General features: G+C 62.5%; 22 protein-coding genes. 11 read left to right on the forward strand and 11 right to left on the reverse strand.

The window, feature by feature from the left end:
* Nucleotides 1-16: 16 nt before the first annotated feature.
* A complete protein-coding gene (gene ilvN, locus MKI86_RS05860) occupies nucleotides 17-589 on the forward strand; it encodes an acetolactate synthase small subunit (protein WP_134649507.1) in 573 nt (190 codons plus the stop codon).
* Between the two features lie 85 nt (nucleotides 590-674).
* Here ilvN and MKI86_RS05865 read toward each other — a convergent pair whose 3' ends face one another.
* Entirely contained in the window at nucleotides 675-1,520 is an 846-nt protein-coding gene (locus MKI86_RS05865) for an aldo/keto reductase (protein WP_241598573.1), read from the reverse strand.
* Nucleotides 1,521-1,636: 116 nt separating this feature from the next.
* Between MKI86_RS05865 and MKI86_RS05870 the strand changes: the two genes are divergently transcribed.
* Nucleotides 1,637-2,230, forward strand: a complete 594-nt coding sequence (locus MKI86_RS05870; RefSeq protein WP_241598574.1) for a LysE family translocator — start codon at nucleotides 1,637-1,639, stop codon at nucleotides 2,228-2,230.
* Nucleotides 2,231-2,343: 113 nt separating this feature from the next.
* Here MKI86_RS05870 and MKI86_RS05875 read toward each other — a convergent pair whose 3' ends face one another.
* From MKI86_RS05875 to MKI86_RS05885, 3 genes are all read right to left on the reverse strand, one after another.
* The gene (locus tag MKI86_RS05875; protein ID WP_241598575.1) at nucleotides 2,344-2,586 is read right to left on the reverse strand and encodes a hypothetical protein; all 243 of its coding nucleotides are present in this window, start codon (nucleotides 2,584-2,586) and stop codon (nucleotides 2,344-2,346) included.
* Nucleotides 2,587-2,658: 72 nt separating this feature from the next.
* The gene (locus tag MKI86_RS05880) at nucleotides 2,659-3,306 is read right to left on the reverse strand and encodes a TetR/AcrR family transcriptional regulator (RefSeq protein ID WP_241598577.1); all 648 of its coding nucleotides are present in this window, start codon (nucleotides 3,304-3,306) and stop codon (nucleotides 2,659-2,661) included.
* A 112-nt stretch (nucleotides 3,307-3,418) separates the two neighbouring features.
* Nucleotides 3,419-4,534: an AbrB family transcriptional regulator gene (locus tag MKI86_RS05885; RefSeq protein ID WP_370879896.1), complete on the reverse strand. Its 1,116-nt coding sequence runs from the start codon at nucleotides 4,532-4,534 to the stop codon at nucleotides 3,419-3,421.
* Between the two features lie 116 nt (nucleotides 4,535-4,650).
* Here MKI86_RS05885 and MKI86_RS05890 point away from each other — a divergent pair, with 116 nt between their 5' ends.
* A complete protein-coding gene (locus MKI86_RS05890) occupies nucleotides 4,651-5,778 on the forward strand; it encodes an ATP-dependent DNA helicase (RefSeq protein WP_241598581.1) in 1,128 nt (375 codons plus the stop codon).
* Nucleotides 5,779-5,796: 18 nt separating this feature from the next.
* Here MKI86_RS05890 and MKI86_RS05895 read toward each other — a convergent pair whose 3' ends face one another.
* The gene (locus MKI86_RS05895) at nucleotides 5,797-6,474 is read right to left on the reverse strand and encodes a MerR family transcriptional regulator (RefSeq protein WP_370879911.1); all 678 of its coding nucleotides are present in this window, start codon (nucleotides 6,472-6,474) and stop codon (nucleotides 5,797-5,799) included.
* 318 nt (nucleotides 6,475-6,792) lie between these two features.
* A complete protein-coding gene (locus MKI86_RS05900; protein WP_241598585.1) occupies nucleotides 6,793-7,875 on the reverse strand; it encodes a hypothetical protein in 1,083 nt (360 codons plus the stop codon).
* A gap of 235 nt (nucleotides 7,876-8,110) precedes the next feature.
* On the opposite strand from MKI86_RS05900, the gene MKI86_RS05905 reads away from it, so the two are divergent.
* On the forward strand, nucleotides 8,111-8,863 hold the full coding sequence (locus tag MKI86_RS05905) for a pyridoxine 5'-phosphate synthase (RefSeq protein WP_241598587.1): 753 nt from the start codon (nucleotides 8,111-8,113) through the stop codon (nucleotides 8,861-8,863).
* Between the two features lie 40 nt (nucleotides 8,864-8,903).
* On the opposite strand, the gene MKI86_RS05910 is transcribed toward MKI86_RS05905, so the two are convergent.
* Nucleotides 8,904-9,791, reverse strand: coding sequence for an SDR family oxidoreductase (locus tag MKI86_RS05910; protein WP_241598589.1), 888 nt, complete (start codon nucleotides 9,789-9,791; stop codon nucleotides 8,904-8,906).
* Between the two features lie 157 nt (nucleotides 9,792-9,948).
* On the opposite strand from MKI86_RS05910, the gene MKI86_RS05915 reads away from it, so the two are divergent.
* Both MKI86_RS05915 and MKI86_RS05920 read left to right on the forward strand, forming a co-directional pair.
* Nucleotides 9,949-10,356, forward strand: coding sequence for a winged helix-turn-helix transcriptional regulator (locus MKI86_RS05915; RefSeq protein WP_241598591.1), 408 nt, complete (start codon nucleotides 9,949-9,951; stop codon nucleotides 10,354-10,356).
* 18 nt (nucleotides 10,357-10,374) lie between these two features.
* A complete protein-coding gene (locus MKI86_RS05920; protein ID WP_241598593.1) occupies nucleotides 10,375-11,619 on the forward strand; it encodes an FAD-dependent oxidoreductase in 1,245 nt (414 codons plus the stop codon).
* Between the two features lie 3 nt (nucleotides 11,620-11,622).
* On the opposite strand, the gene MKI86_RS05925 is transcribed toward MKI86_RS05920, so the two are convergent.
* A complete protein-coding gene (locus MKI86_RS05925) occupies nucleotides 11,623-12,336 on the reverse strand; it encodes an aspartate/glutamate racemase family protein (RefSeq protein WP_241598595.1) in 714 nt (237 codons plus the stop codon).
* A gap of 168 nt (nucleotides 12,337-12,504) precedes the next feature.
* Here MKI86_RS05925 and MKI86_RS05930 point away from each other — a divergent pair, with 168 nt between their 5' ends.
* Complete coding sequence (locus MKI86_RS05930; RefSeq protein ID WP_241598597.1) at nucleotides 12,505-12,969, forward strand: Lrp/AsnC family transcriptional regulator; 465 nt, start codon at nucleotides 12,505-12,507, stop codon at nucleotides 12,967-12,969.
* Nucleotides 12,970-13,026: 57 nt separating this feature from the next.
* Here the strand turns inward: MKI86_RS05930 and MKI86_RS05935 are convergent, their stop codons facing one another.
* Nucleotides 13,027-13,236 (reverse strand): cold-shock protein, encoded by a 210-nt coding sequence (locus tag MKI86_RS05935; protein WP_241598599.1) that lies wholly within the window; start codon nucleotides 13,234-13,236, stop codon nucleotides 13,027-13,029.
* A 261-nt stretch (nucleotides 13,237-13,497) separates the two neighbouring features.
* Entirely contained in the window at nucleotides 13,498-13,878 is a 381-nt protein-coding gene (locus tag MKI86_RS05940; protein ID WP_241598601.1) for a BRA0787 family protein, read from the reverse strand.
* A 400-nt stretch (nucleotides 13,879-14,278) separates the two neighbouring features.
* On the opposite strand from MKI86_RS05940, the gene MKI86_RS05945 reads away from it, so the two are divergent.
* The 3 genes from MKI86_RS05945 (at nucleotide 14,279) to MKI86_RS05955 (ending at nucleotide 17,713) form a co-directional block, all read left to right on the forward strand.
* Nucleotides 14,279-14,932 carry a TetR/AcrR family transcriptional regulator gene (locus MKI86_RS05945; protein WP_241598603.1) on the forward strand — a complete coding sequence of 218 codons (654 nt, stop codon included), beginning with the start codon at nucleotides 14,279-14,281 and terminating at the stop codon, nucleotides 14,930-14,932.
* Between the two features lie 57 nt (nucleotides 14,933-14,989).
* Entirely contained in the window at nucleotides 14,990-16,009 is a 1,020-nt protein-coding gene (gene ilvC / locus MKI86_RS05950; protein ID WP_241598605.1) for a ketol-acid reductoisomerase, read from the forward strand.
* Between the two features lie 480 nt (nucleotides 16,010-16,489).
* On the forward strand, nucleotides 16,490-17,713 hold the full coding sequence (locus MKI86_RS05955; RefSeq protein ID WP_241598607.1) for an aminotransferase-like domain-containing protein: 1,224 nt from the start codon (nucleotides 16,490-16,492) through the stop codon (nucleotides 17,711-17,713).
* A 164-nt stretch (nucleotides 17,714-17,877) separates the two neighbouring features.
* Here the strand turns inward: MKI86_RS05955 and MKI86_RS05960 are convergent, their stop codons facing one another.
* A complete protein-coding gene (locus MKI86_RS05960) occupies nucleotides 17,878-19,521 on the reverse strand; it encodes a M20/M25/M40 family metallo-hydrolase (RefSeq protein WP_241598609.1) in 1,644 nt (547 codons plus the stop codon).
* A gap of 138 nt (nucleotides 19,522-19,659) precedes the next feature.
* On the opposite strand from MKI86_RS05960, the gene MKI86_RS05965 reads away from it, so the two are divergent.
* A complete protein-coding gene (locus MKI86_RS05965) occupies nucleotides 19,660-20,076 on the forward strand; it encodes an Lrp/AsnC family transcriptional regulator (protein WP_241598611.1) in 417 nt (138 codons plus the stop codon).
* The last annotated feature ends 31 nt before the right edge of the window (nucleotides 20,077-20,107 follow it).

Consider the following 20,107-nt stretch of genomic DNA (forward strand, 5'->3'; position numbering starts at 1 on the left):
TGAAGAGGTAGATTCCATGAACGCACACCTACAGCCCACCGGTTCCGCCTACTTCATCGCCGCCGAGACCCAGGTTGCGGAGAGCCACACGCTCTCCGTCCTGGTCGATAACGAGCCGGGCGTGCTTGCGCGCGTCATCGGCCTGTTTTCGGGCCGCGGCTACAACATCGAGAGCCTGACGGTCTCCGAGACCGAGCACGAGGCGCATCTGTCGCGCATCACCATCGTGACGCGCGGCACGCCCGGCGTGCTGGAGCAGATCAAGTCGCAGCTCGAGCGCATCGTGCCGGTTCACCGCGTGGTCGATCTGACCGTGCGGGCCAAGGCCATGGGCCAGGAACGGCCAATCGAGCGTGAAGTCGCGCTGGTGAAGGTCGGTGGCTCCGGCGAAATGCGGGCCGAAACGCTGCGCCTCGCCGATGCCTTCCACGCCAAGGTCGTCGACGCCACCGTCGATCACTTCATCCTGGAGATCACCGGCAAGTCGTCCAAGGTCGACCAGTTCGTGGCCGTCATGAAGCCGCTCGGCCTCATCGAAGTGTGCCGCACGGGCATTGCCGCGATGAACCGTGGCTCCCAGGGCATGTAATCGCCGCCGCGCTTCGCTTAGGCGAGCGCGGGAGAACGTCGAAAAATGAAAAGGCTTTCCGGTCGAACGGAAAGCCTTTTTCGTTTCAGATCATCTCCAGCGGCCGCTTGCGCGTCGGTGGCGGAAAAGCCTCGTCGAGCAGGCGCAGGTCTTCCGATGTAAGACGGATCTCCGATGCCTTGAAATTCTCGCGCACGCGCTCCGGTGAGCCGGATTTCGGAATGGCGATCACGCCGGCCTTGGTGAGCAGGAAGGCGAGCGCGATCTGCGCGCTGCCGGCATTGTGAATGCGGCCGATTTCTTCCAGCACCGGATGCCCGAGCAGACGGCCCTCGTCCAGCGGCGAATAGGCCATGACGGGGATGCCCTGCACTTGGCTCCAGCGCAGCAGATCATACTCTATGCCGCGGCGGGCGAGGTTGTAGAGCACCTGGTTTGCCATCGGGCGCGCGGGTTCAGCGACGCCGAGCAATTCCTTCATGTCCGATTCGTCGAAGTTCGAAACGCCCCAGGCGCCGATCTTGCCGTCTGCCCTCAGGCGTTCGAACGCCTCGACGGTGTCGGCGAGCGGATACCGCCCGCGCCAGTGCAGCAGGTAGAGGTCGATATGGTCGGTCCCGAGCCGCTCAAGGCTGGCCTCGCAGGCCGCGATCGTGCCAGCGCGGCTGGCATTGTGTGGCAGGACCTTGCTGACGAGGAACACTTCGTCGCGCCGGCCCCGGATGGCCTCGCCGACAACCGTTTCGGCGCCGCCATCGGCATACATTTCCGCCGTGTCGATGACCGTCATGCCAAGATCGAGCCCGGCGCGCAGGCTTGCCGCTTCTTGCGCCGCCGATGCCCGGCTTTCACCCATGTGCCACGTCCCGAGGCCGAGGGCGGGCACCTGTCGTCCGCCGGGAAGGGTCACTGCCGGTAGTTCCGCTTTCATTTCGCGCTCCATCTGCCGTACCGCGTGCAATTGTATGCATGACAAGAATTGGCTGGTCGTTGCAAGGAGATGGACTATCAATCTGAAAAAACAATCCGGATTCCCAGAGTTCTGCCATGCAGGTCGAAATCTTTCTCGCGCTTCTCGTCTTCGCTTTTACCACGTCCATCACGCCGGGGCCGAACAACATGATGCTCTTCGCGTCGGGCGTGAACTTCGGCTTCGTGCGTACGATTCCGCATATGTGCGGCATTGGCCTGGGCTTTCTCTCGCTACTGCTTGCCGTCGGCTTCGGGCTCGGCGCGCTGCTGGAGACGGTGCCGCTCGTCTATACGGTGCTGAAGTTTGCAGGCGGGGCCTATCTGCTGTGGATCGCCTGCAAGATCGCGACGTCGCGCACGCTTGGCGAAGGCAAGGCCGGCGCGCGGCCGATGAGCCTGCTGGAGGCGGCCGCCTTTCAATGGGTAAACCCCAAGGCGTGGGTGATGGCCGTTTCCGCGATGGCGACCTATACCGATGCGGCGAACTATACGACGAGCGTCCTGATCGTCGGCGTCGCCTTTGCGCTAGTGAATTTCCCGAGCGTTTCCACCTGGGCCGGTTTCGGCTCGGCGCTGCGGCAATGGCTGTCCCATCCGGTGCGGCTGAAATGGTTCAACATCTCGATGGCGCTGCTGCTCGTGGCGAGCCTCTGGCCGATGCTGCGATAGTCTGGGAGCCGGCAACGCGATCTGGTGGTACACGATGCCGGCGTCCTGGGAGCGGCCCAACGTTGGGCTTTGGTGGTAGAGCGGTCGGCCGTCACCGAACGGCCATGGTCAGTTCAGTCTTGCCGCGAAATGCGAATGCGCTTTGCAACGTTCTTTTCTTCAACGTCCATCCATTGCGGTTCCGGTGAGGGGGTAGCACCATATAGCAATGCATCGATGTCGAGGCCGTGCTGAAGCAACTCGCGTCGTGCTCTGGCGGGCAGAAGCCCTGCAACGAAGCGGAGCGGTGCTGTGGGGAGCTTCAACTCCTCCACGCGGATGCCATCGACATATTTTTCAATGGTTATGGTGCTCATAGACTTGCCTTTCTGTTTGATGACGGAGCGTAGCCTGGAAAAAGTGGACCGGGCGGTGACGGATCATGGGGATCATGCTGGCGGCTCATGTCGGCCTATTCCAAGGGCGGTAAACCGCTCGACAAGTTTCCCGGGCTGTATGCCCAAGGACCGCTCGATGATAACGAAGGTCGCGCGCAGTCGTGCCGCATGCTCTTCAGGTGACCAGTTGAAGCGCCCGCCGCCCAGCAAGGCGGCCTGCCCGGCGAGCAGGAATTCGAGCGTCGACCGGGCGTCCTCGACGTCAAAGGCCCCATCCTGCTTGCCCTGCTCGACGATCACGGCGAGGACAGGTGCGACCTCACGCACGAGCGCCATGTTGGCCAGATCGTGCAAAGCGCTATTTTCAGGGTGGTTAAGCGCATCCGCCAAATAGTGCTGACTTCGGTCAATGCTCTGCATCGCAAGTACCGCGGCGACGAAGCGGTCGATAGCTGCGCCTTCCTTTCGGCCCGCTTCTTCGACGGCAAGCACCATCTGTTGGACCAAGGCTTCCGCCAGCTTCTCAAGGAGACCGTCCTTGGACTTGAAGTAGAGGTAGAAGGTACCTTTGGCGATGCCGACATCCTGTACAATGTCATCAATCGAGACTGCCTTGACGCCTTTTTCCCTAAAGAGGCGGGCAGCACTGGCGACGATCTCGCTTGCCCTGTCGGGATCCGCTACGCGACGTGGCGACATGTAATCTCCAATATGACTGACCGTCAGTCATTTATTGAGGCCGCCGCTTTCCGTCAAGACGTTGTTGTGCGTTTTGTTGCCAAGCTACCCTTGGTCTTTTCTTCGGGCCAATCTAGGCGCGGTCGGCTACGAAGCGCGCGAGCCAGGGGCCGATGATGGTCACGAGGATGAGACGCGCCGTCTGGAGGGTCATCACGAAGGCGATATCCACATTGCTGGATGCGGCGATGACGGCGATCGAGTCAAGACCGCCCGGGCTGGTTGCCAGATAGGCCGTCAGCGGATCGATGCCGAGCAGCAGGATCAGCGATCCCGCAAGCAGGCCGGAAAATCCGATCAGCGCGAGGATCGACAGTATCGTGGGCACCAGCGCGCGGCGGGCGTGCATGAGAATTGCGCGGCTGAAGCCGAGGCCGATGTTCCAGCCAAGCAGGGTAAATGCGATGACGAGGAGCCAGTCCGGCAGCTCGATGGTGACGGTGCCCGAGGAATTCAGCACCGACGCCAGCGCGAAGGGTACGAGGAAAGCACCGGCGGGAACGCGCAGTCTCTGACCAATCAGGCCCGCGACGACGCCGATCGCCAGCATTGCTGCGAGCGGCAGCATCGGGACGGGCGCAAACCAGGCATGCGGCGGCACGGAGGCGCCGTCATGGCCGCCGAAATGGGCGACGAGCGTCGCAAAGCTCGCGACGAAAACGACGCGCAGATATTGCATGAAGGCCACGAGGCGGGCGTCCGCGCCATAGGCCTCCGCCATTATCATCATGGTGGAAGCCGCGCCGGCCGAGGAGCCCCAGATCGCCGTCGTGCCGGGAAGGATGCCGGTGCGGGTGATCAGCCAGCCGGACAGTGTGCTCATGCCGATGACCGACGTCACCACGAGCAGGATCAGCAGCCAGTTATCGAGGAAGGTGCCGACGAAATCCTTCGAAACGATGGACGCGATCATCAGCGCCAGCACGACCTGCACAAAAAAGAAGAAGAGGCGGGGCAGGCGGATCGTGCTGCCCGCGAGCGCGACAGCTATGCCGGCCAGCATCTGGCCGATCAGCAGGGCAGCTGGCAGGCCGGCAATTTCGAGCGGCACCGTGGTCAGCACGGAAAGGCCGGCGACGAAGCCCCATTGCAGCCAGGATGGCAATCGGCCGATACCGGTCTGTCTGAGAGCGACTTCTTTCTGGTTTCGGGAAGGCACGTGGCGGCTCCGGGAAGATCGGCCTTCCATACCGCGTGATCTCCGACGAAGACAGGGCGAAATATGGGGAGGGGTATTTTATACCTGCTTGTGAACTCATCGGCGTGCCCCTTGCTTCGCCGCCGCGAATCCTGCCAAGTCCCGCCATGGAATTCGCACCCCAACAAGATGAAGCGCTGAAGGCCGTTTCGCGGTGGCTGAAGGAAGGACGCGAGCCCTTGTTCCGGCTGTTCGGCTATGCCGGCACCGGCAAGACGACGCTCGCACGCCATTTCGCCGAGAATGTCGATGGTGAGGTGCTGTTTGCGGCTTTCACCGGCAAGGCTGCGCAGGTGCTGCGTTCCAAGGGCGCCTCCAATGCGAAGACGATCCACTCGCTGATCTATCGCCCGCGCGGCGAGGAAGAGGTGTCCGACGAGGAGACTGGCAAGACCTCGATCTCGCCCATGTTCTCCATCAACCGCCAGAGCCCCGTCGCCAAGGCGGCGCTGGTCGTGGTGGACGAGTGCTCCATGGTCGACGAGGCGCTTGGCCGCGACCTCATGAGCTTCGGCACGCCGATCCTTGTGCTCGGCGACCCCGGTCAGTTGCCGCCGGTGAGCGGTGGCGGATACTTCACGAACCAGGAGCCGGATTACCTGCTGACGGACATCCATCGTCAGGCGCGCGACAACCCGATCATCCAGCTTGCCATGCAGGTGCGGGAAGGCAGCGACATCGATTACGGCGATTATGGCGCGGCCCGCGTCATCGGCCGCAACGAAGTCGACCAGTCGCTTGTGCTGGATGCCGATCAGGTTCTCGTCGGCACCAACCGCACGCGCCGCCGCTACAATCAGCGGCTCCGCGAGCTGAAGGGCTTCACCACGGACTATCCGCAGTCGGGCGACAAGCTGGTGTGCCTGCGCAACGATCCGGCAAAGGGGCTGCTGAACGGCTCGCTCTGGCAGGTGATGAGTTCGTCCAAGGAGACGGTGAAGCCGGGCATCAACCTGATGATCCGGCCCGAAGACGACGACATGGATCGCGGCGCGGCCAAGATCAAGCTTCTGAAGGCGGCCTTCGAGAATCTCGACGAGGAAATCCCGTGGTCGACGCGTAAGCGTTATGACGAGTTTGATTTCGGCTATGCGCTGACCGTGCACAAGGCGCAGGGTTCGCAGTGGAACAATGTCGTGTTGTTCGATGAAAGCTTCGCGTTTCGCGATACGCGCGAGCGGTGGCTCTATACCGCCATCACGCGTGCCGCTGAAACGCTGACGATCGTTCGATAGGATCGTCGCTCGTCGGCCTCAGTGGCCGACGATCCCGAGCATGACGGCCTTGGCGATCGCCTGGAAGCGGTTGTTGCCGTTGAATTTGCCGATGATGGTCTTCTCCATGACCTGCACCTCACCTGGCTCCATGTCCAGTGCGCGGGCGATCCTGCTGGTCGGATAGCCTTCCGTCATCAGCTCCAGGCAACGCAGTTCCACGGACGTCAGATGAGCCGGCGGGGCATTGTCGTTGACTTCAATTTCCGGCGCGGAGGCGAAGTCGAGCAGTTCGTTGATCTGCTGCATCTGCCGGCGGATCGTCGATTGCTGGGCGGCCAGTTCGCGTTTGCGCGCAAGCATCGCCGACTGGAAGACGAAGTCTGCCTCGTCCTGTGTCTGGGCGGCGGAAAGCTGCTCCAGAAGCTCCTGGATCACGGCGACCGGCATGCCGGTTTCGCGGCAGGTATTGACCACCGCCATCTGGTGGATCTCGCCCTGACCATAGACCCGCATGGGGCCGACGCGCGTAGCGGTCAGCAGGCCTTTTTCCTCGTAGAAGTGCAGGGTTCGGTGGGTCACGCCGAAGGCATTTGCCATGTCGGCGATGGCAAGGCGGCCCTCCGGCAGGTTGTCAGGCAGCGGCATTATCGGCAGAAAACGGATGGATTTGCGTTCGCCGTCCCGTGCTTCGGCTTTCTTCGACGCCCCGGCCATCATGATAGCCTTCCACATGAAAGAAGAGTGGTCATAGATTACCCCCGGTTGCCAGTGCGGACCTGCTTTCGGAAAAGCCGGCGGTCGCGATGGCGCATAGTGTCGTGTGGCGTCCCGTCATCCGGCTGGTATGTGCATTGCCGTTGCCGGGACATGATTGCGACAGCAATTCCGACCGTGGCCCCTGCAAGGGAAGGCAGGGCGGAATCCTATCGACGTGCTTGTTATACAAAAATAGCTGCACGGCGTGCGAATGCCTATCGCTACATCTAGGGATGTATGTTTCGTGACCAGCTGCACGGGAAAGCGGCAGCGCCTTCACTGCGAGGAGGGCGCGTCGTTCGGCGGCGCGATCTCGGCGAGCGTGCTCGGCGGCGTCGTGCTGCACGCCGTCGATTTTGCGCGCAAAGACGCGCTCGACGAGAGCCGGGAGGTCCGGTGGATCAGGCACTCCATGAGGCTGCTGGCAATGCCGGTGCGTGCGGCATGGCGATAGAGCGGACCGTTCACGGAAAGGGCGCGCGCTGTGAAGTTCACCGCCTCGTAGGCGACGGCCTCGGCACTTCCCAATTGGTCGCGAGAAAAATGCCGCGTATCGACCGCCACGCCCGAGCTTTCGTGGAAAAGGCGGATATAGACGCCGTTTCCATCCGGCTGCGTTTCGATGCGGATGGCATAGGACAAAGCAACGGGGTCGTTCTCGCGCGATCCGGCGACACGTACGGTCCTGTGATAGCCCGCTGCCTTTTCGATGGCGTCGGCCAGAACGTGACATTCACTGCCGGCCGGCCAGCAGCGGAGAATGCGTAGGCGCGGCAGGGCCAAAGTCTGGCTGGGAAACCGATTCTGGGCTGACAGCGCGAACTGGGCCTTGCCGATCGCCGCATTGGTTGCGCCCTCATAGACTGATGGAGCGAGAAAAAAGAGCGGGAGCAAGGAGAAGAGCGCCAGGTGAGATGAGACGGGCGCTGGAAGCCAGGAGCGCGAGGGCGTGTCGGGTACGGAGCGGGGCCGGTGTGTCTCGATGTCGCGGATCGCTTTTACCGACGCGCCCATGCCGACGAAACTGTATTCCGGAACATAGCTGCCGAGCGGCACGCGAATGCGGATGGGATCGGGCGCACCTTCCGTGTTGTAATACTGCTCCAGAAGCTTGCGCAGCTTTCCAGCCTGTACGCGCACCAAGGGGTCGCTCCCCGCATCGAAGCCGGGCGGGCGCCCGAAAACATCGACGCCAATGCTGTAACCCTTGAGGTGACTTGCCTTGCCGGACAGATCCATTTCGACGATGTAGGCGAGGAACGAGCGGAGGCGCTCCGAGCGGGCGAACGTCTCGCTGGCGATGATGGCCGAAAGGGCCAGCCGAACGCGCTCGCACGCCGGCCTTTCGATCCCGCTCATCGTGTCGCCATAAAGGAGACCATCGTTGTTGCGACGTCCTTCCCGTTCCGTCGGGCGCTTAAGCATGCCCTAAAATTTCAGGGGTACTTTACCGGTGATTCCCAAGGTGCGGCAAGGGGGCTGCGCGCACTGTATACAGATGAGTCGCAAGCACCGCCAACGAGCGGGTTGCGGGTGATTGCTCTTGTGGAAACAACCGGCTAGACCTTTCTTTTGAAAGGGAGACCATGTCGCTATGCCTGCAAAACTGTCGGTCAATCTGAACGCAATCGCCATGCTGCGCAACCGCCGGGACCTGCCCTGGCCGAGCGTCACCGATCTCGGCCGGATCGCGCTCGAGGCAGGCGCGAGCGGGCTGACGGTGCATCCCCGGCCTGACCAGCGGCATGTACGTTTCAGCGATCTGGCGCCGCTCCGTGCGTTGATCGACAACGCGGCTGCGGGCGCAGAATTCAATATCGAGGGTTTCCCCGAAGAAAACTTCATGCGGCTCGTGGAGGAGCATCGCCCCGAGCAGGTGACGCTGGTGCCCGATGATCCCTCACAGGCGACTTCGGACCATGGCTGGGACTTCCGCAAGAGCCACAATCTGCTGGGCAATATCATCGGCCGCCTGAAGAAGCTTGGCCTTCGCGTCTCGGTCTTCGCCGATGGCGATCCTGACCGCGAGGCGCTGACCATTGCAAGGGAGGTCGGCGCCGACAGGATCGAGCTCTATACCGGCCCCTATGGCGGTTGCTACGACAATCTTGCGGAGGGCGAGCGCATTCTGAAAACTCTCGGCGAGACCGCGGATATCGCCTTCGATCTCGGCCTCGGCGTCAATGCAGGTCACGACCTGACGGTCGCCAACCTGCCGCCGCTCGTTGCCCGGATACCGCGCCTTGCAGAGGTCTCGATCGGCCACGGCCTGACGGCCGATGCGCTGCAATATGGCATGACCGAGACCGTACGCCGCTTCTGCCGCGCCTGCGGGCAGGATGTCTGAGGCGATGCGGCGCGCCCGACGGTACGCCGCATCCTGATTGTCAGCCGAGCAGAGCTGCCTTGTTGGCGGCAACGAAATCCTCGAGCGTGGTGAGGGGACGACCGGACAGGGTTTCTGCGTCCGTCGTCACCATCGCGATCTTGCCTTCGCGCGTGTTGGCGTCGAAGGATACGACGGTCGGGATGACGGCCTCGGGCAGGCCGGCACCCTTCAGGCCCTCGGCAAGCTGCTCATCCGTGACATGGACGACATTCAGGGGCTTGCCCGTGGCGGCCGAGACGACGGCGGCGATTTCATCCGCCGTGCGGCCCTTCGGGCCTGTCAGCGTGTAGGTCGTGCTTTCCGAGCCTGCCTTCAGGATCGCGCCGGCAAGGCACGCTGCCGTATCCGCGCGCGTGATATGGGCGATCCTGCCCTGGCCGGTCGATGTGTACCAGGAACCGGTCTGCAGCGCGTGCGGCAGCGACATGAAGAGATTTTCCGCATACCAGCCATCGCGCAGGATCGTGTAGGGGATGCCCGTCGCCTTGATGGCCTTTTCGGTGCCGAGATGATCGGGCGCGAAGGTCACAAGCGAATCGTCCGGCTGCGGCATGGACGTGTAGAGGATGTGCTTTGCGCCGGCCTTCTTCGCAGCGGCGACGGCCGCCTCATGCTGGGCGAGGCGCCGGCCCGGCTTGTCAAGCGCGTCGGTGGAAATGATGAGGACCTTGCCGGCGCCCGCGAAGGCTGCGTCGAGCGATGCCGGATCGTCGAAATCGGCGGCACGCACGGTGACGCCGCGGGCGGCATATTCACTCAGCTTTGCGGTATCGCGGCTGGTCGCGATGAGGTTTGCCGGCGCCACCTTGCCGGAGGCCAGAAGCGTGTCGAGCACCAGCCGGCCCAGATGGCCCGATGCGCCGGTGATGAGGATGGTTTCGGACATGGACTTTGCCTTTCTCTCGATATCGTGGGGGAAGGCAAAGCGCCTGCTGACCCGATGGAATAAGGTCTCAAATTGAGACTATCTCTAATTTGGTGATATGCTAGGATAAGTAAAGGAGGCAGTTTTTCCTGCCGTGGTTACCTGGAGGGAACCTGCCATGAACAAGATGATCGACCGCGCCGACGGCGAACGCGTCATTCTCATCGACGGTGTCGCAATGTCGATGAGCGACTGTCCCGTGCGTGACGTGCTGGACAGCGTGGGCGGCAAGTGGACCTCGCTGATGATTCTTGGCCTTGCCGACGGTCCGCGCCGTTTCTCGCAGTTGCGCCGCTTAATTCCCGATATCTCGCAACGCATGCTGACCCAGACGCTGCGCGACCTCCAGCGCGACGGCTACATCACGCGCACCGTCTATCCCACGCAGCCGCCGAGCGTCGAATATGCGCTCACGCCGCTCGGGCACTCCTTTCTTGCACTTCTGCGTTCCCTGGTGCACTGGTCGACGGAGAACCACGGCGCGATCCGCGCCGCGCGATCGGTCTACGACGCTGAACAGAACTGAGGTCTCGGCGGGGAAAGCATGAAGCCATTGGATATCGGTATTCCCGGAGCGGGGCCTGCGGGGCTTGCCGCTGCACTCTTTCTGGCGCGTGCCGGCCACCGGGTCGAAATCATCGAACGTTTCGAGCAGCCATCCCCAGTCGGTTCAGGCCTTTTGATGCAACCGACAGGACTGACGGTGCTCGACGCGCTCGGCCTGTCCACAGCGATCCATAGTCTCGGAAACCGGATCGAGCGGCTGCACGGTGCCGATGCGCGCAGTGGCCGCACCGTGCTCGACGTTCGTTATGATGCGCTTTCCGGCGGGCGTTACGGTCTTGCCGTGCATCGCGCTGCTTTGTTCTCGACCCTGCACGACGCCGTGGTGGCGGAACGAATTGCGGTTCGCACCGGCACCGCGCTCGCGAAGGCCGAGACGCGGCAGGCGCGCACGGTGCTGCACGACATGGATGGCGAGATCGTCGGCGATTATGATCTGGTGATCGATGCGACGGGCGCGCGTTCGCAGCTTGTGGCGGCGTCCGTCGTCGCGCCCGCAATCCGCGAACTGCCATGGGGCGCGTTCTGGGCGACGCTCGATTGCGACGGGATCGACCATGACCCGCGCGCGCTGACGCAACGCTACGATGCGGCGAAAGTGATGATCGGCGTGCTGCCGGTCGGCCGTGCACATCGGGCGGAAGGCAGCAAGGTCGCCTTTTTCTGGAGCCTCAAGATTGCTGATGCCGATGCCATAAGACAGGCCGGGCTTGCGCGCTGGAAGGCGGGCATTGCCAACTACTGGCCGCAAACGGTGCCGTTCCTCGACCAGATCACGGACTGGGATCAGCTGACGCTGGCGCGCTACGCCCATCGCACGGCGCTTCCGCCGCATGCCGACGGCATCGTCTTCATCGGCGACAGCGCGCATTCCACCAGCCCGCAACTCGGGCAGGGCGCGAACATGGCGCTGCTCGACGCGGCCGCACTCGCGCATGCGCTGTCATCGGCCCGCAGCGTCGAGGAAGCGCTCGCATCCTACGCTGCGGCGCGTCGCAATCACGTGCGGCTCTTTCAGTTGCTATCCTATGTCTTCACGCCGTTTTATCAGTCGGATTCGCGGGCAATCGCCTGGCTGCGCGATCGGCTGGTCGCGACCGTCGCAAAGATCCCGCCGGCCCCGCAGCTTCTGGCATCCATCGTCTCCGGCACGCTCGCCGACCCGTTCGCTCGGGCCGGCTTGCAGGAATGCCGCTGGCTGGAGGCGGCGCTCCGCGAAGCCTAGTCGTCAGGCCGCCCGGCTGGCAACGTCTGAGCCGAGAGCGAAATCGACGGCGGCCTTCGCGTGGATGGCGGTCGAATCGAAACCCGGCAGCGGCAGAGCATCGGGATCGAGCAGCATGCAGATCTCCGTGCAGCCGAGGATGACACAGTCGGCACCGTGAAGGCGGGCAGTTTCGATCAGCGCGAGCATGCGCGCATGGGAGCTTTCCAGCACCTTGCCCTGGCACAATTCGTCGAAGATCACGTCATGAACCAGCGTGCGCCCCGCCTCGTCGGGCACCATGACGTCGAGGCCCGTCATCTTCATACGGTCGGCATAGAAGCCGTGTTCCATCGTGTAACGCGTCGCGAGCAACAGAGGACGACGCTTGCCGGCGGCGAGAATGCTGCGGGCGGTTTCGTCGATGATGTTGAGGAGAGGAGCCTTCACCGCGCTCTGGACCGCGTCGGCCACGAGATGCATCGTGTTCGTGCAGATCAGCACACAGTCCGCGCCGGCCTTTTCCAGCCCCTGCGCCACCGCGCCGAGGTGCGCGCCGGCTGCGTCCCAGCGCCCGGATTTCTGTAAATCGACGATGGACTGGAAATCGACGGAGTGCACGATGACCTCGGCGGAATGCAGGCCGCCGCGCCGCGCGCGCACGGCCTCGTTGATCATGCGATAATAGACCGCTGTGCTTTCGAAGCTCATGCCGCCTATAAGGCCGATGGTTTTCATGGTCGTTTCCTCGTCACTTTCCCGTTGTCTTCAGACTGAGGCCAGACGCGCGGAGATTGTTTGCAAAGTTGCAGCGGTTATTCGGTCTTTGCGGCATCTTCCTCTTGCGTAGATCGAATATTACGCGAATAATTTGCGCTCAGATTGATTGTATCGAGGAATCCGCGCGTGCTTGACGATCGTGACCGGAAATTGCTGGCCTTGCTTCAGGAGGATGCGGGCGCGTCGGTGGCGGTGCTCGCCGAGAAGGTGAGCCTCTCGCTGTCGGCCTGTGCCCGGCGCATCCAGCGGCTGGAGGAGAGCGGCCATATTGCGGGGCGGATCGCGCTGCTGGACCGCGAGAAGATGGGCGTGCCGACGACGGTCTTCGCCCTCATCAAGACGGCGCATCATTCCGATGACTGGATCGAACTGTTTGCGCGGGCGATTGCCGATATACCTGAGGTGGTCGAGGCGCACCGGCTGACCGGGAATTACGATTATATCCTGAAAGTGGTGCTGCCGCGCGTCGAGCATTATGACGTCGTCTACAAGCGCATCGTGCGGCGGGTCGAGCTTTTCGACGTGTCGGCCTCCATATCCATGGAGGTGTTGAAATCCGGGGCGAGGCTACCCGTCGAGCACGCGCAGTAGCCCAAAGAAAAAGGCCGGTCGAAACCGGCCTTTCCCATCTGTCAATTCAATCGCGGATCAGGCTGCTGCGAGCTGATCGGCCGACATCTTGCCGGACTTGCGGTCGCGGACCAGCTCGAAGCTGACCTTTTGACCTTCGTCCAGGCCAACGAGGCCAGCGCGCTGTACAGCGGAGATGTGGACGAAAACGTCCGGTTCACCGCTGTCCTGCTGAATGAAGCCGTAGCCCTTGGTCGTGTTGAACCACTTTACAGTGCCAGTTGCCATGACGAAACCTTTCCTAGCCGTCAAATCAATCTTCGGCCGCCGGGAGGCGGCCTTGGGTGGTCGAATTTGAAGGGGAAGTTCGTGAAGCTGCAGGCAGAGCCGGCAAAAGCAGAAGACAACGTTCAAATCTCGATGCGGGAGAAATAAGTGCTTCGCCGCAAGCGGTCAAGACGCGCCGTTGCGCATCTGGCCATTCGTTTTGCGCAGCGAATTTTGTTCCCGAAGAGAGCAGGCCCCGCTGATGACGGGGCCTGTCCGGAATCAGGCGGGGCGCCGCTTGTCGACGCGGTGCTGGTTCAGAAAAGCCGCGATGGCGGTTTCCCCATAGAGCCTGCGTTGCGCGACGCTGACGGCGGCGAGGCGGGCGGCGTCGCCGAACGTGACGATCTCCGTTTCGGATGCCGTCGGGTCGTGGGCGAAGGCCGTTGCGACGATGTCGACCAGCGTGCGCGGGAGGATATCAGTGCAATCACGCATGTTTTCGAAAACGATGCCGATCGGGAGGAGCTGATCCTCGTAGATCACGGTGGGTTCGGCACGTTCATCTTCCCAGGAATCGAAGGCTTCCAGGGCGTCACCGAACAGTTGTTGCAGGGTTATGGGAGCATGTCCTTCGTGCAGGTCTGGCAGGAAATTCATCATTCTCTGTCTCCTTGGCGTAAGGGCGTTTTGCTTCGTACTCCTGACTGAGTACCCGGGGCGAGGCGTGCCGACACATTGCGCATCGGTGTGCTGCACCGCAGGCCTCACAAATCTTAACAAGCGGAAATCGATTGGGAAGCGAAAAATATTGTGCATCGCCGGTCATCCGGAGGTGTCTGGCAGAGTTCTGTTTCTAAACAGCAGGATAGCGGGAAGAATATTTTTTGCGGCGTTGTGCGTTGCGGCGTGTTTTGTGTGTCGCAGCGCAGGAAATGGCGCGACTCTCTGCATGTCGCTGATAACTGATCACTTTCAACGCACAGAAGACGATTGACCGGAAACGCGCATATCGTTAGAAGATGCGAACCGTACCGTACGGTACGCATAATTTCGACAGGTGATGAACGTGCAGGCGATAGAACAGGGCAGGGCAGGTGCAGCCGCCGCGGGACTGACGGAACGTCAGGGCGCGGTGCTTGAGCGTGCGCTCGGCCTGCTCGTCGAGGGCGGCGAGCGGGCGCTGACGACTGCCGGTGTCGCCCGCGCGGCGAACTGTTCCAAGGAAAGCCTCTACAAGTGGTTCGGCGATCGCGATGGGCTCATCGCCGCGATGATCACCTACCAGGCAGGCAAAGTGCGTACGGTGGAGGCGAGTGCCGGTGCGCTGACGGCCGAGACGCTGCGCGCGCACCTCGTGGCCTTCGCCGTCGATCTCATCGATGTCCTGTCGGGCGACGTGTCGCTGGCGCTGAACCGGCTTGCCATCGGCCAGGCGAGCCGAGAGGGCGCCGGGCTCGGCCGGCTGTTGCAGGAGCGTGGCCGGCGCCAGATCGGCAAGCGCGCCGCAGCGCTGCTTGAGGCCGGGCGCAAGGCGAAGCTGCTTGCATTCGACCGGGCGGACGAGGCATACGGCACGCTCTACGGTCTCATCGTCTCCGACATGCATCTGCGCATGTTGCTGGGCGAGGATGCCGCCGCACTCAGAAAAGAATTCTCGCCACGCGCGGAGAAGGCGGTTGATGCCTTCCTGACGCTTCACGGCGCGAAACGGTAAAGCCGGCAGGAAACCGCCGGTCCAGTTCAAACAGACAAGCAAGGGAAGGAACCATCGATGCGCGTCTATTACGATCGTGATGCCGATCTCAACCTCATCAAGGCGAAGAATGTCGCCATCGTAGGCTATGGCTCGCAGGGCCGTGCTCACGCCCTCAACCTGAAGGATTCCGGCGCCAAGAACGTCGTCATCGCGCTCAAGGCCGGCTCGCCGACCGTCAAGAAGGCCGAAGCCGACGGCTTCAAGGTCATGACCGTCGCCGAAGCCGCCAAGTGGGCCGACCTTCTGATGATGGCGACGCCGGACGAACTCCAGGCCGACATCTACAAGGCCGACATCGCCGGCAACATCCGCGACGGTGCCGCCATCGCCTTCGCCCACGGCCTAAACGTGCATTTCGGCCTCATCGAGCCCAAGGCTTCGCTCGACGTCGTCATGATCGCGCCGAAAGGCCCGGGCCACACGGTTCGCGGCGAATACCAGAAGGGCGGCGGCGTTCCCTGCCTCGTTGCCGTTCACCAGAACGCTTCCGGCAACGCGCTTGACCTCGCACTGTCCTACGCCTGCGGCGTCGGCGGTGGCCGTTCGGGCATCATCGAGACCAACTTCAAGGAAGAGTGCGAAACCGACCTCTTCGGCGAACAGGTCGTTCTGTGCGGCGGTCTCGTCGAGCTGATCCGCGCCGGCTTCGAAACGCTGGTCGAGGGCGGCTACGCGCCGGAAATGGCTTACTTCGAGTGCCTGCACGAAGTGAAGCTCATCGTCGACCTGATCTATGAAGGCGGCATCGCCAACATGAACTACTCGATCTCGAACACGGCCGAGTGGGGCGAATACGTCACGGGCCCGCGCATCATCACGGAAGAGACCAAGGCTGAGATGAAGCGCGTCCTCAAGGACATCCAGACCGGCAAGTTCACCTCGGACTGGATGCAGGAATGGAAGGCCGGCGGCGCCCGCTTCAAGGGCATCCGTCGCAACAACGACGCCCACCAGATCGAGGAAGTCGGCGCCAAGCTGCGCGGCATGATGCCCTGGATCGGCAAGAACAAGCTGGTCGACAAGACCGTCAACTAAAGGCTTGGCTCCGGCCAAGTAATCGCCCGGCACCCTGCGCCAGGCGATCGACCGGGCGGTTTTCCGCCCGGTCTTTTATTTAAGCGTTATCAAAATAATGCGGCGCAGCTATTCTCTATATTGCGACGCAGCAAGTAATATGCTTGCGAAAATCCTCCGGCGGGAACAAAATACACCAGTGTTTCGTTCGGCTATCAGGAGGATGGTGCGATGACCACGATTATCCAATACTTCGCCTGGTTCGATCTTTTTATCCTGGGCAGTATAGCGATGCTTGTCCTGCTCAGTCTTTACGGCGACCGAACGACCTGAACGCTGCGGCGCGGGTCGCGGTATTTCGGCGGTGCTTGCCGGCGATGACATTACGCATGGTTTCGGGCCGTGAACGTCTTTTTGGTGCTAAAAATTAGGTCAGTATTATTGACATAAAAACAGCGCCATGATGAGGTGCGTTCAAACAACAAGCCCGAGGAAACATCCATGTTCAAATGGGAACAAGCCTTCGCGACGCGCGCGTCGCGTATGAAGGCATCCGAAATCCGTGAATTGCTGAAGCTGCTGGAGCGTCCCGATATCATCTCCTTCGCCGGCGGCATTCCGGATCCGGCGCTGTTTCCCAGAGAGGCGTTCGCCGCCGCCTATGCGGATGTGCTGGCGGGCGAGAACGCCGCGGCCGGCCTGCAATATTCCGTTAGTGAAGGTTACAAGCCGCTGCGTGACTGGCTTGCCGGCGAGATGGGCAAGATCGGCATTCCGTGCACCGCCGACAATGTCTTCATCGTCTCTGGCTCGCAGCAGGGTCTCGATTATCTCGGCAAGCTTTTCCTGTCTCCGAAGGATACAGCCCTTGTCACATGGCCGACCTATCTGGGCGCGCTGCAAGCCTTCAACGCCTATGAGCCGACCTATGACCGGCTGAACCTTTCGGGTAACCGCACGCCGGAGGCTTATCGCGCGACGGCGACGGAAGCTGGTGGCCGTGTCAAATTCGCCTATCTCTCCGCCGATTTCGCCAATCCGACCGGCGAAACCGTCGATCGCGCGGGTCGCGAAAAGCTGCTGTCGCTGGCGGTGGAGCTGGATATCCCCGTCATCGAGGATGCCGCCTACCAGTCGCTGCGGTATGACGGTGAGGCCGTTCCGCCGATCCTGGCGTTGGAAATCGCCGAAAAGGGCGATATCGACGCCACGCGAACCATCTATTGCGGCAGCTTCTCCAAGACGCTCGCGCCTGGCCTGCGTGTTGGTTACATCGTCGCGGCCGCGCCTGTCATCCGCAAGCTGGTGCTGATGAAGCAGGCGGCCGACCTGCATTCCTCGACCATCAACCAGATGGCCATCGCCCATGTCGCCGAGCGCGGCTTCGACGCGCAGGTCGCGAAGATCAAAGCCGCCTACAGTGCGCGCCGTGACGCCATGCTGGCGGCACTCCAGAGGTATATGCCGGAAGGCGTGAGCTGGACCAAGCCGGAGGGCGGCATGTTCATCTGGGTCACGCTGCCGGCCGGCATGGACGGCACGACGCTGCTCGCACGCTCCATCGAGACCGAGAAGGTCGCCTTCGTGCCCGGTCAGGCGTTCCACGCCGATGGCAGCGGCGCCAACACGCTGCGTCTCAGCTTCTCCTGCGCCGACGCCGCGACGATCGAGGAGGGCATCTCCCGCCTCGGGCGCCTGCTGAGCGCGGAGCGGCTGGCAGCTTGATTGATCGGGCAGTTGCTTGCCTCTCGCCCTAACCTCTCCCGGTGAGCGGGAGAGGGCACAAGGCCCTGCGAATAGCTGTTATTTAAGGTATGCGGTGCGGCTTATCCCTTCGCCGCGCTTGCAGGGAAAGGTGGCCGGCAGGCCGGATAAGGGGCTATTTCCTGCTACTCGGCCATGCATGCCAGCGCCGCTTCGAACACCAGATCCGGAAGCACCCCGAACGTATAGGGCGCATGCACGCGCTCCCATTTCTGATGGTAGTCGCGTCCCCATGGTCCGATATTGACGGTCGGAAAGGACAGCAAACCCTCAGGTGCCACGTCGGTGAAGGCCGCTGACGGGGTATTGGCGGCAAGGATTCCGGTCTCGCCGGTGTCCGGCCGATGGCCGAAGAAACTCATGTCAGAAATGCCGGCGAAGATCTGCTTGAACTTGATCGACGTACCGTGCTGCTTTGCGGTGTCTGCCATCACGGACTGCAGGCGGCTCTGCATGGTGTGGCCGATGTCTCCCGTCTGATCCAGGTGAACCAGCGGATAATGCAGGCTGCCAAAGCCGATGATGACCGCCGGGCCCTCGATGCCCGCTTCCGCCGCCGCGGCTGCGACGATCTCTCGGCTTACCTTGAGGGGATCGTTGCCGCCTGAAAGCGAGCGGTCAAGGGCTTCCAGTCGTGCCAGTGCATCGCCGCCCTGCGCTTTTAGCCGCGCTATAAGCTCCGCATAGGTCAGCACCACGCCGTGCGTCTTCGCGACCGGGCCACCACGGAAACGCGCGTGATGCGCGTCCTGCGTTTCAAGCGCCGTGTGGAGCGCCCCGGCCACGATCGCACGGAAATCATCCATTATGTTCGCGGCGCGGCGGCGGTGGGTCAGCCAGTTGAAGGAGAGCCAGACACGATCCGGTGTCGTGACGTCGTAGCCGTCCCTCACGTCGCGCGCCTCAAGGCAGACCGGTGGCGGGGCGCGTTCGCCGAAAGCCTCGTCGCTTAGCTCCGGCACGGTGTCCATAGCACGCACGATCTCGGCGCCGATACGGGAGGCGCTTGTGCCGTCGAAGGGATAGCCGGCATGGGTCGGCCGGCCGATGACGAAGGCGAAGGGCGCAAACTTGCCGACAGAGCCCAGATAGACCGCGCGGCCTTCTTCCCCATCAAGCTCACAACTGGACGCATCGAGGTTGATGCCGGCGACGATATCGAGGTCGAAGCGACGCGCGATGGCTGGCAGGGCATTGCGCAGGCTGCGCATGCCGCGCGAGCGGTTTTCCTCATCGGGCGTTGCGACGAACAGGATGTTGCCCTGAGGCGCTTCCATCGCCACGAAGCGCTCGAGTGCAGCAATACCGGCAGCCAGCCCGCTCTTCATGTCGAGAAGCCCGCGCCCGGCGATGAAGTCGCCGCTTTCGAAATCTGTGAGCGCTTTCTCCTCGGCGCGGTTGCGACGGCGGCCGCGCAATTCGGCGATGAGCGCTTGTGTAAGGGGTTCCGGATCACAGCCAAGCGCTGCCAGCGCCCCGTAGTGTGCGATGGAGACCGTATCGAAATGCCCGGCCAGCACCACGGTGCGTCGGCCGCTGCCACGCGCCAGCGCCACGACGGTGCGGGTCATCGGTTCTCCGTGGCTGTCGACGGTGAAAAGCTGATCCGGGTAGCGCCTGAAATAGGGCGTGTCGGCCAGATGCGCGCGCAGGCGCTCGCAAAAGGCTGCCTCGTCGGGCGAGCCCGTCACACTCGGCCAGCGCGTCATTTGCAGCGAAAGATCCCGTGCGCGCCGGGCAGCAGACTGAACAGCGGTATCGGTCGTCATCGGAGTGCCTGTCGCCAACGGTTGAAATCGCCAGAACGCTAGCCCAGGACAGTGGCAGGCAAAACGCCAAATCCTTGTATGAATTGTGCGAATTTCTGCCATTCTGGCATCAAGGATTGTCATTTCGTCAGAGTGCACATGGATAGTATCGATCAGAAGCTTCTCGCCCTCCTGCGCAAGGATGGCCGCGCATCGCTGTCGGCGCTGGCCGCGTCACTTGATGTCTCCCGTGGCACGGTACAGAACCGCATCGACCGGCTGACGCGTGCCGGCGTCATCTCCGGCTTCACGGTGCGGGTATCTGAGGCGGACGATCCGCACGCGGTGCGCGCCGTCATGATGATCGAGATCACCGGGCAGAAGACGCTTGCCGTCATCAAGGCTCTGCGTGGTATCCCGGAAGTGCATGCCCTGCACACCACCAATGGCGCGTGGGACCTCGTCGCGGACCTTCGCGCGGAAAACCTTGTCGCCTTCGAGCGCGTGCTGCGCGGCATCCGGGCCATGGACGGGGTTTCGAAATCGGAAACCAGTCTGCTTCTGACGACGCTCTAGCCGTCAGCGCCGGGCGCGTGACGACTGTGCA

This window comes from Shinella sedimenti (genome assembly GCF_022601905.1).
GTDB lineage: Bacteria > Pseudomonadota > Alphaproteobacteria > Rhizobiales > Rhizobiaceae > Shinella > Shinella sedimenti.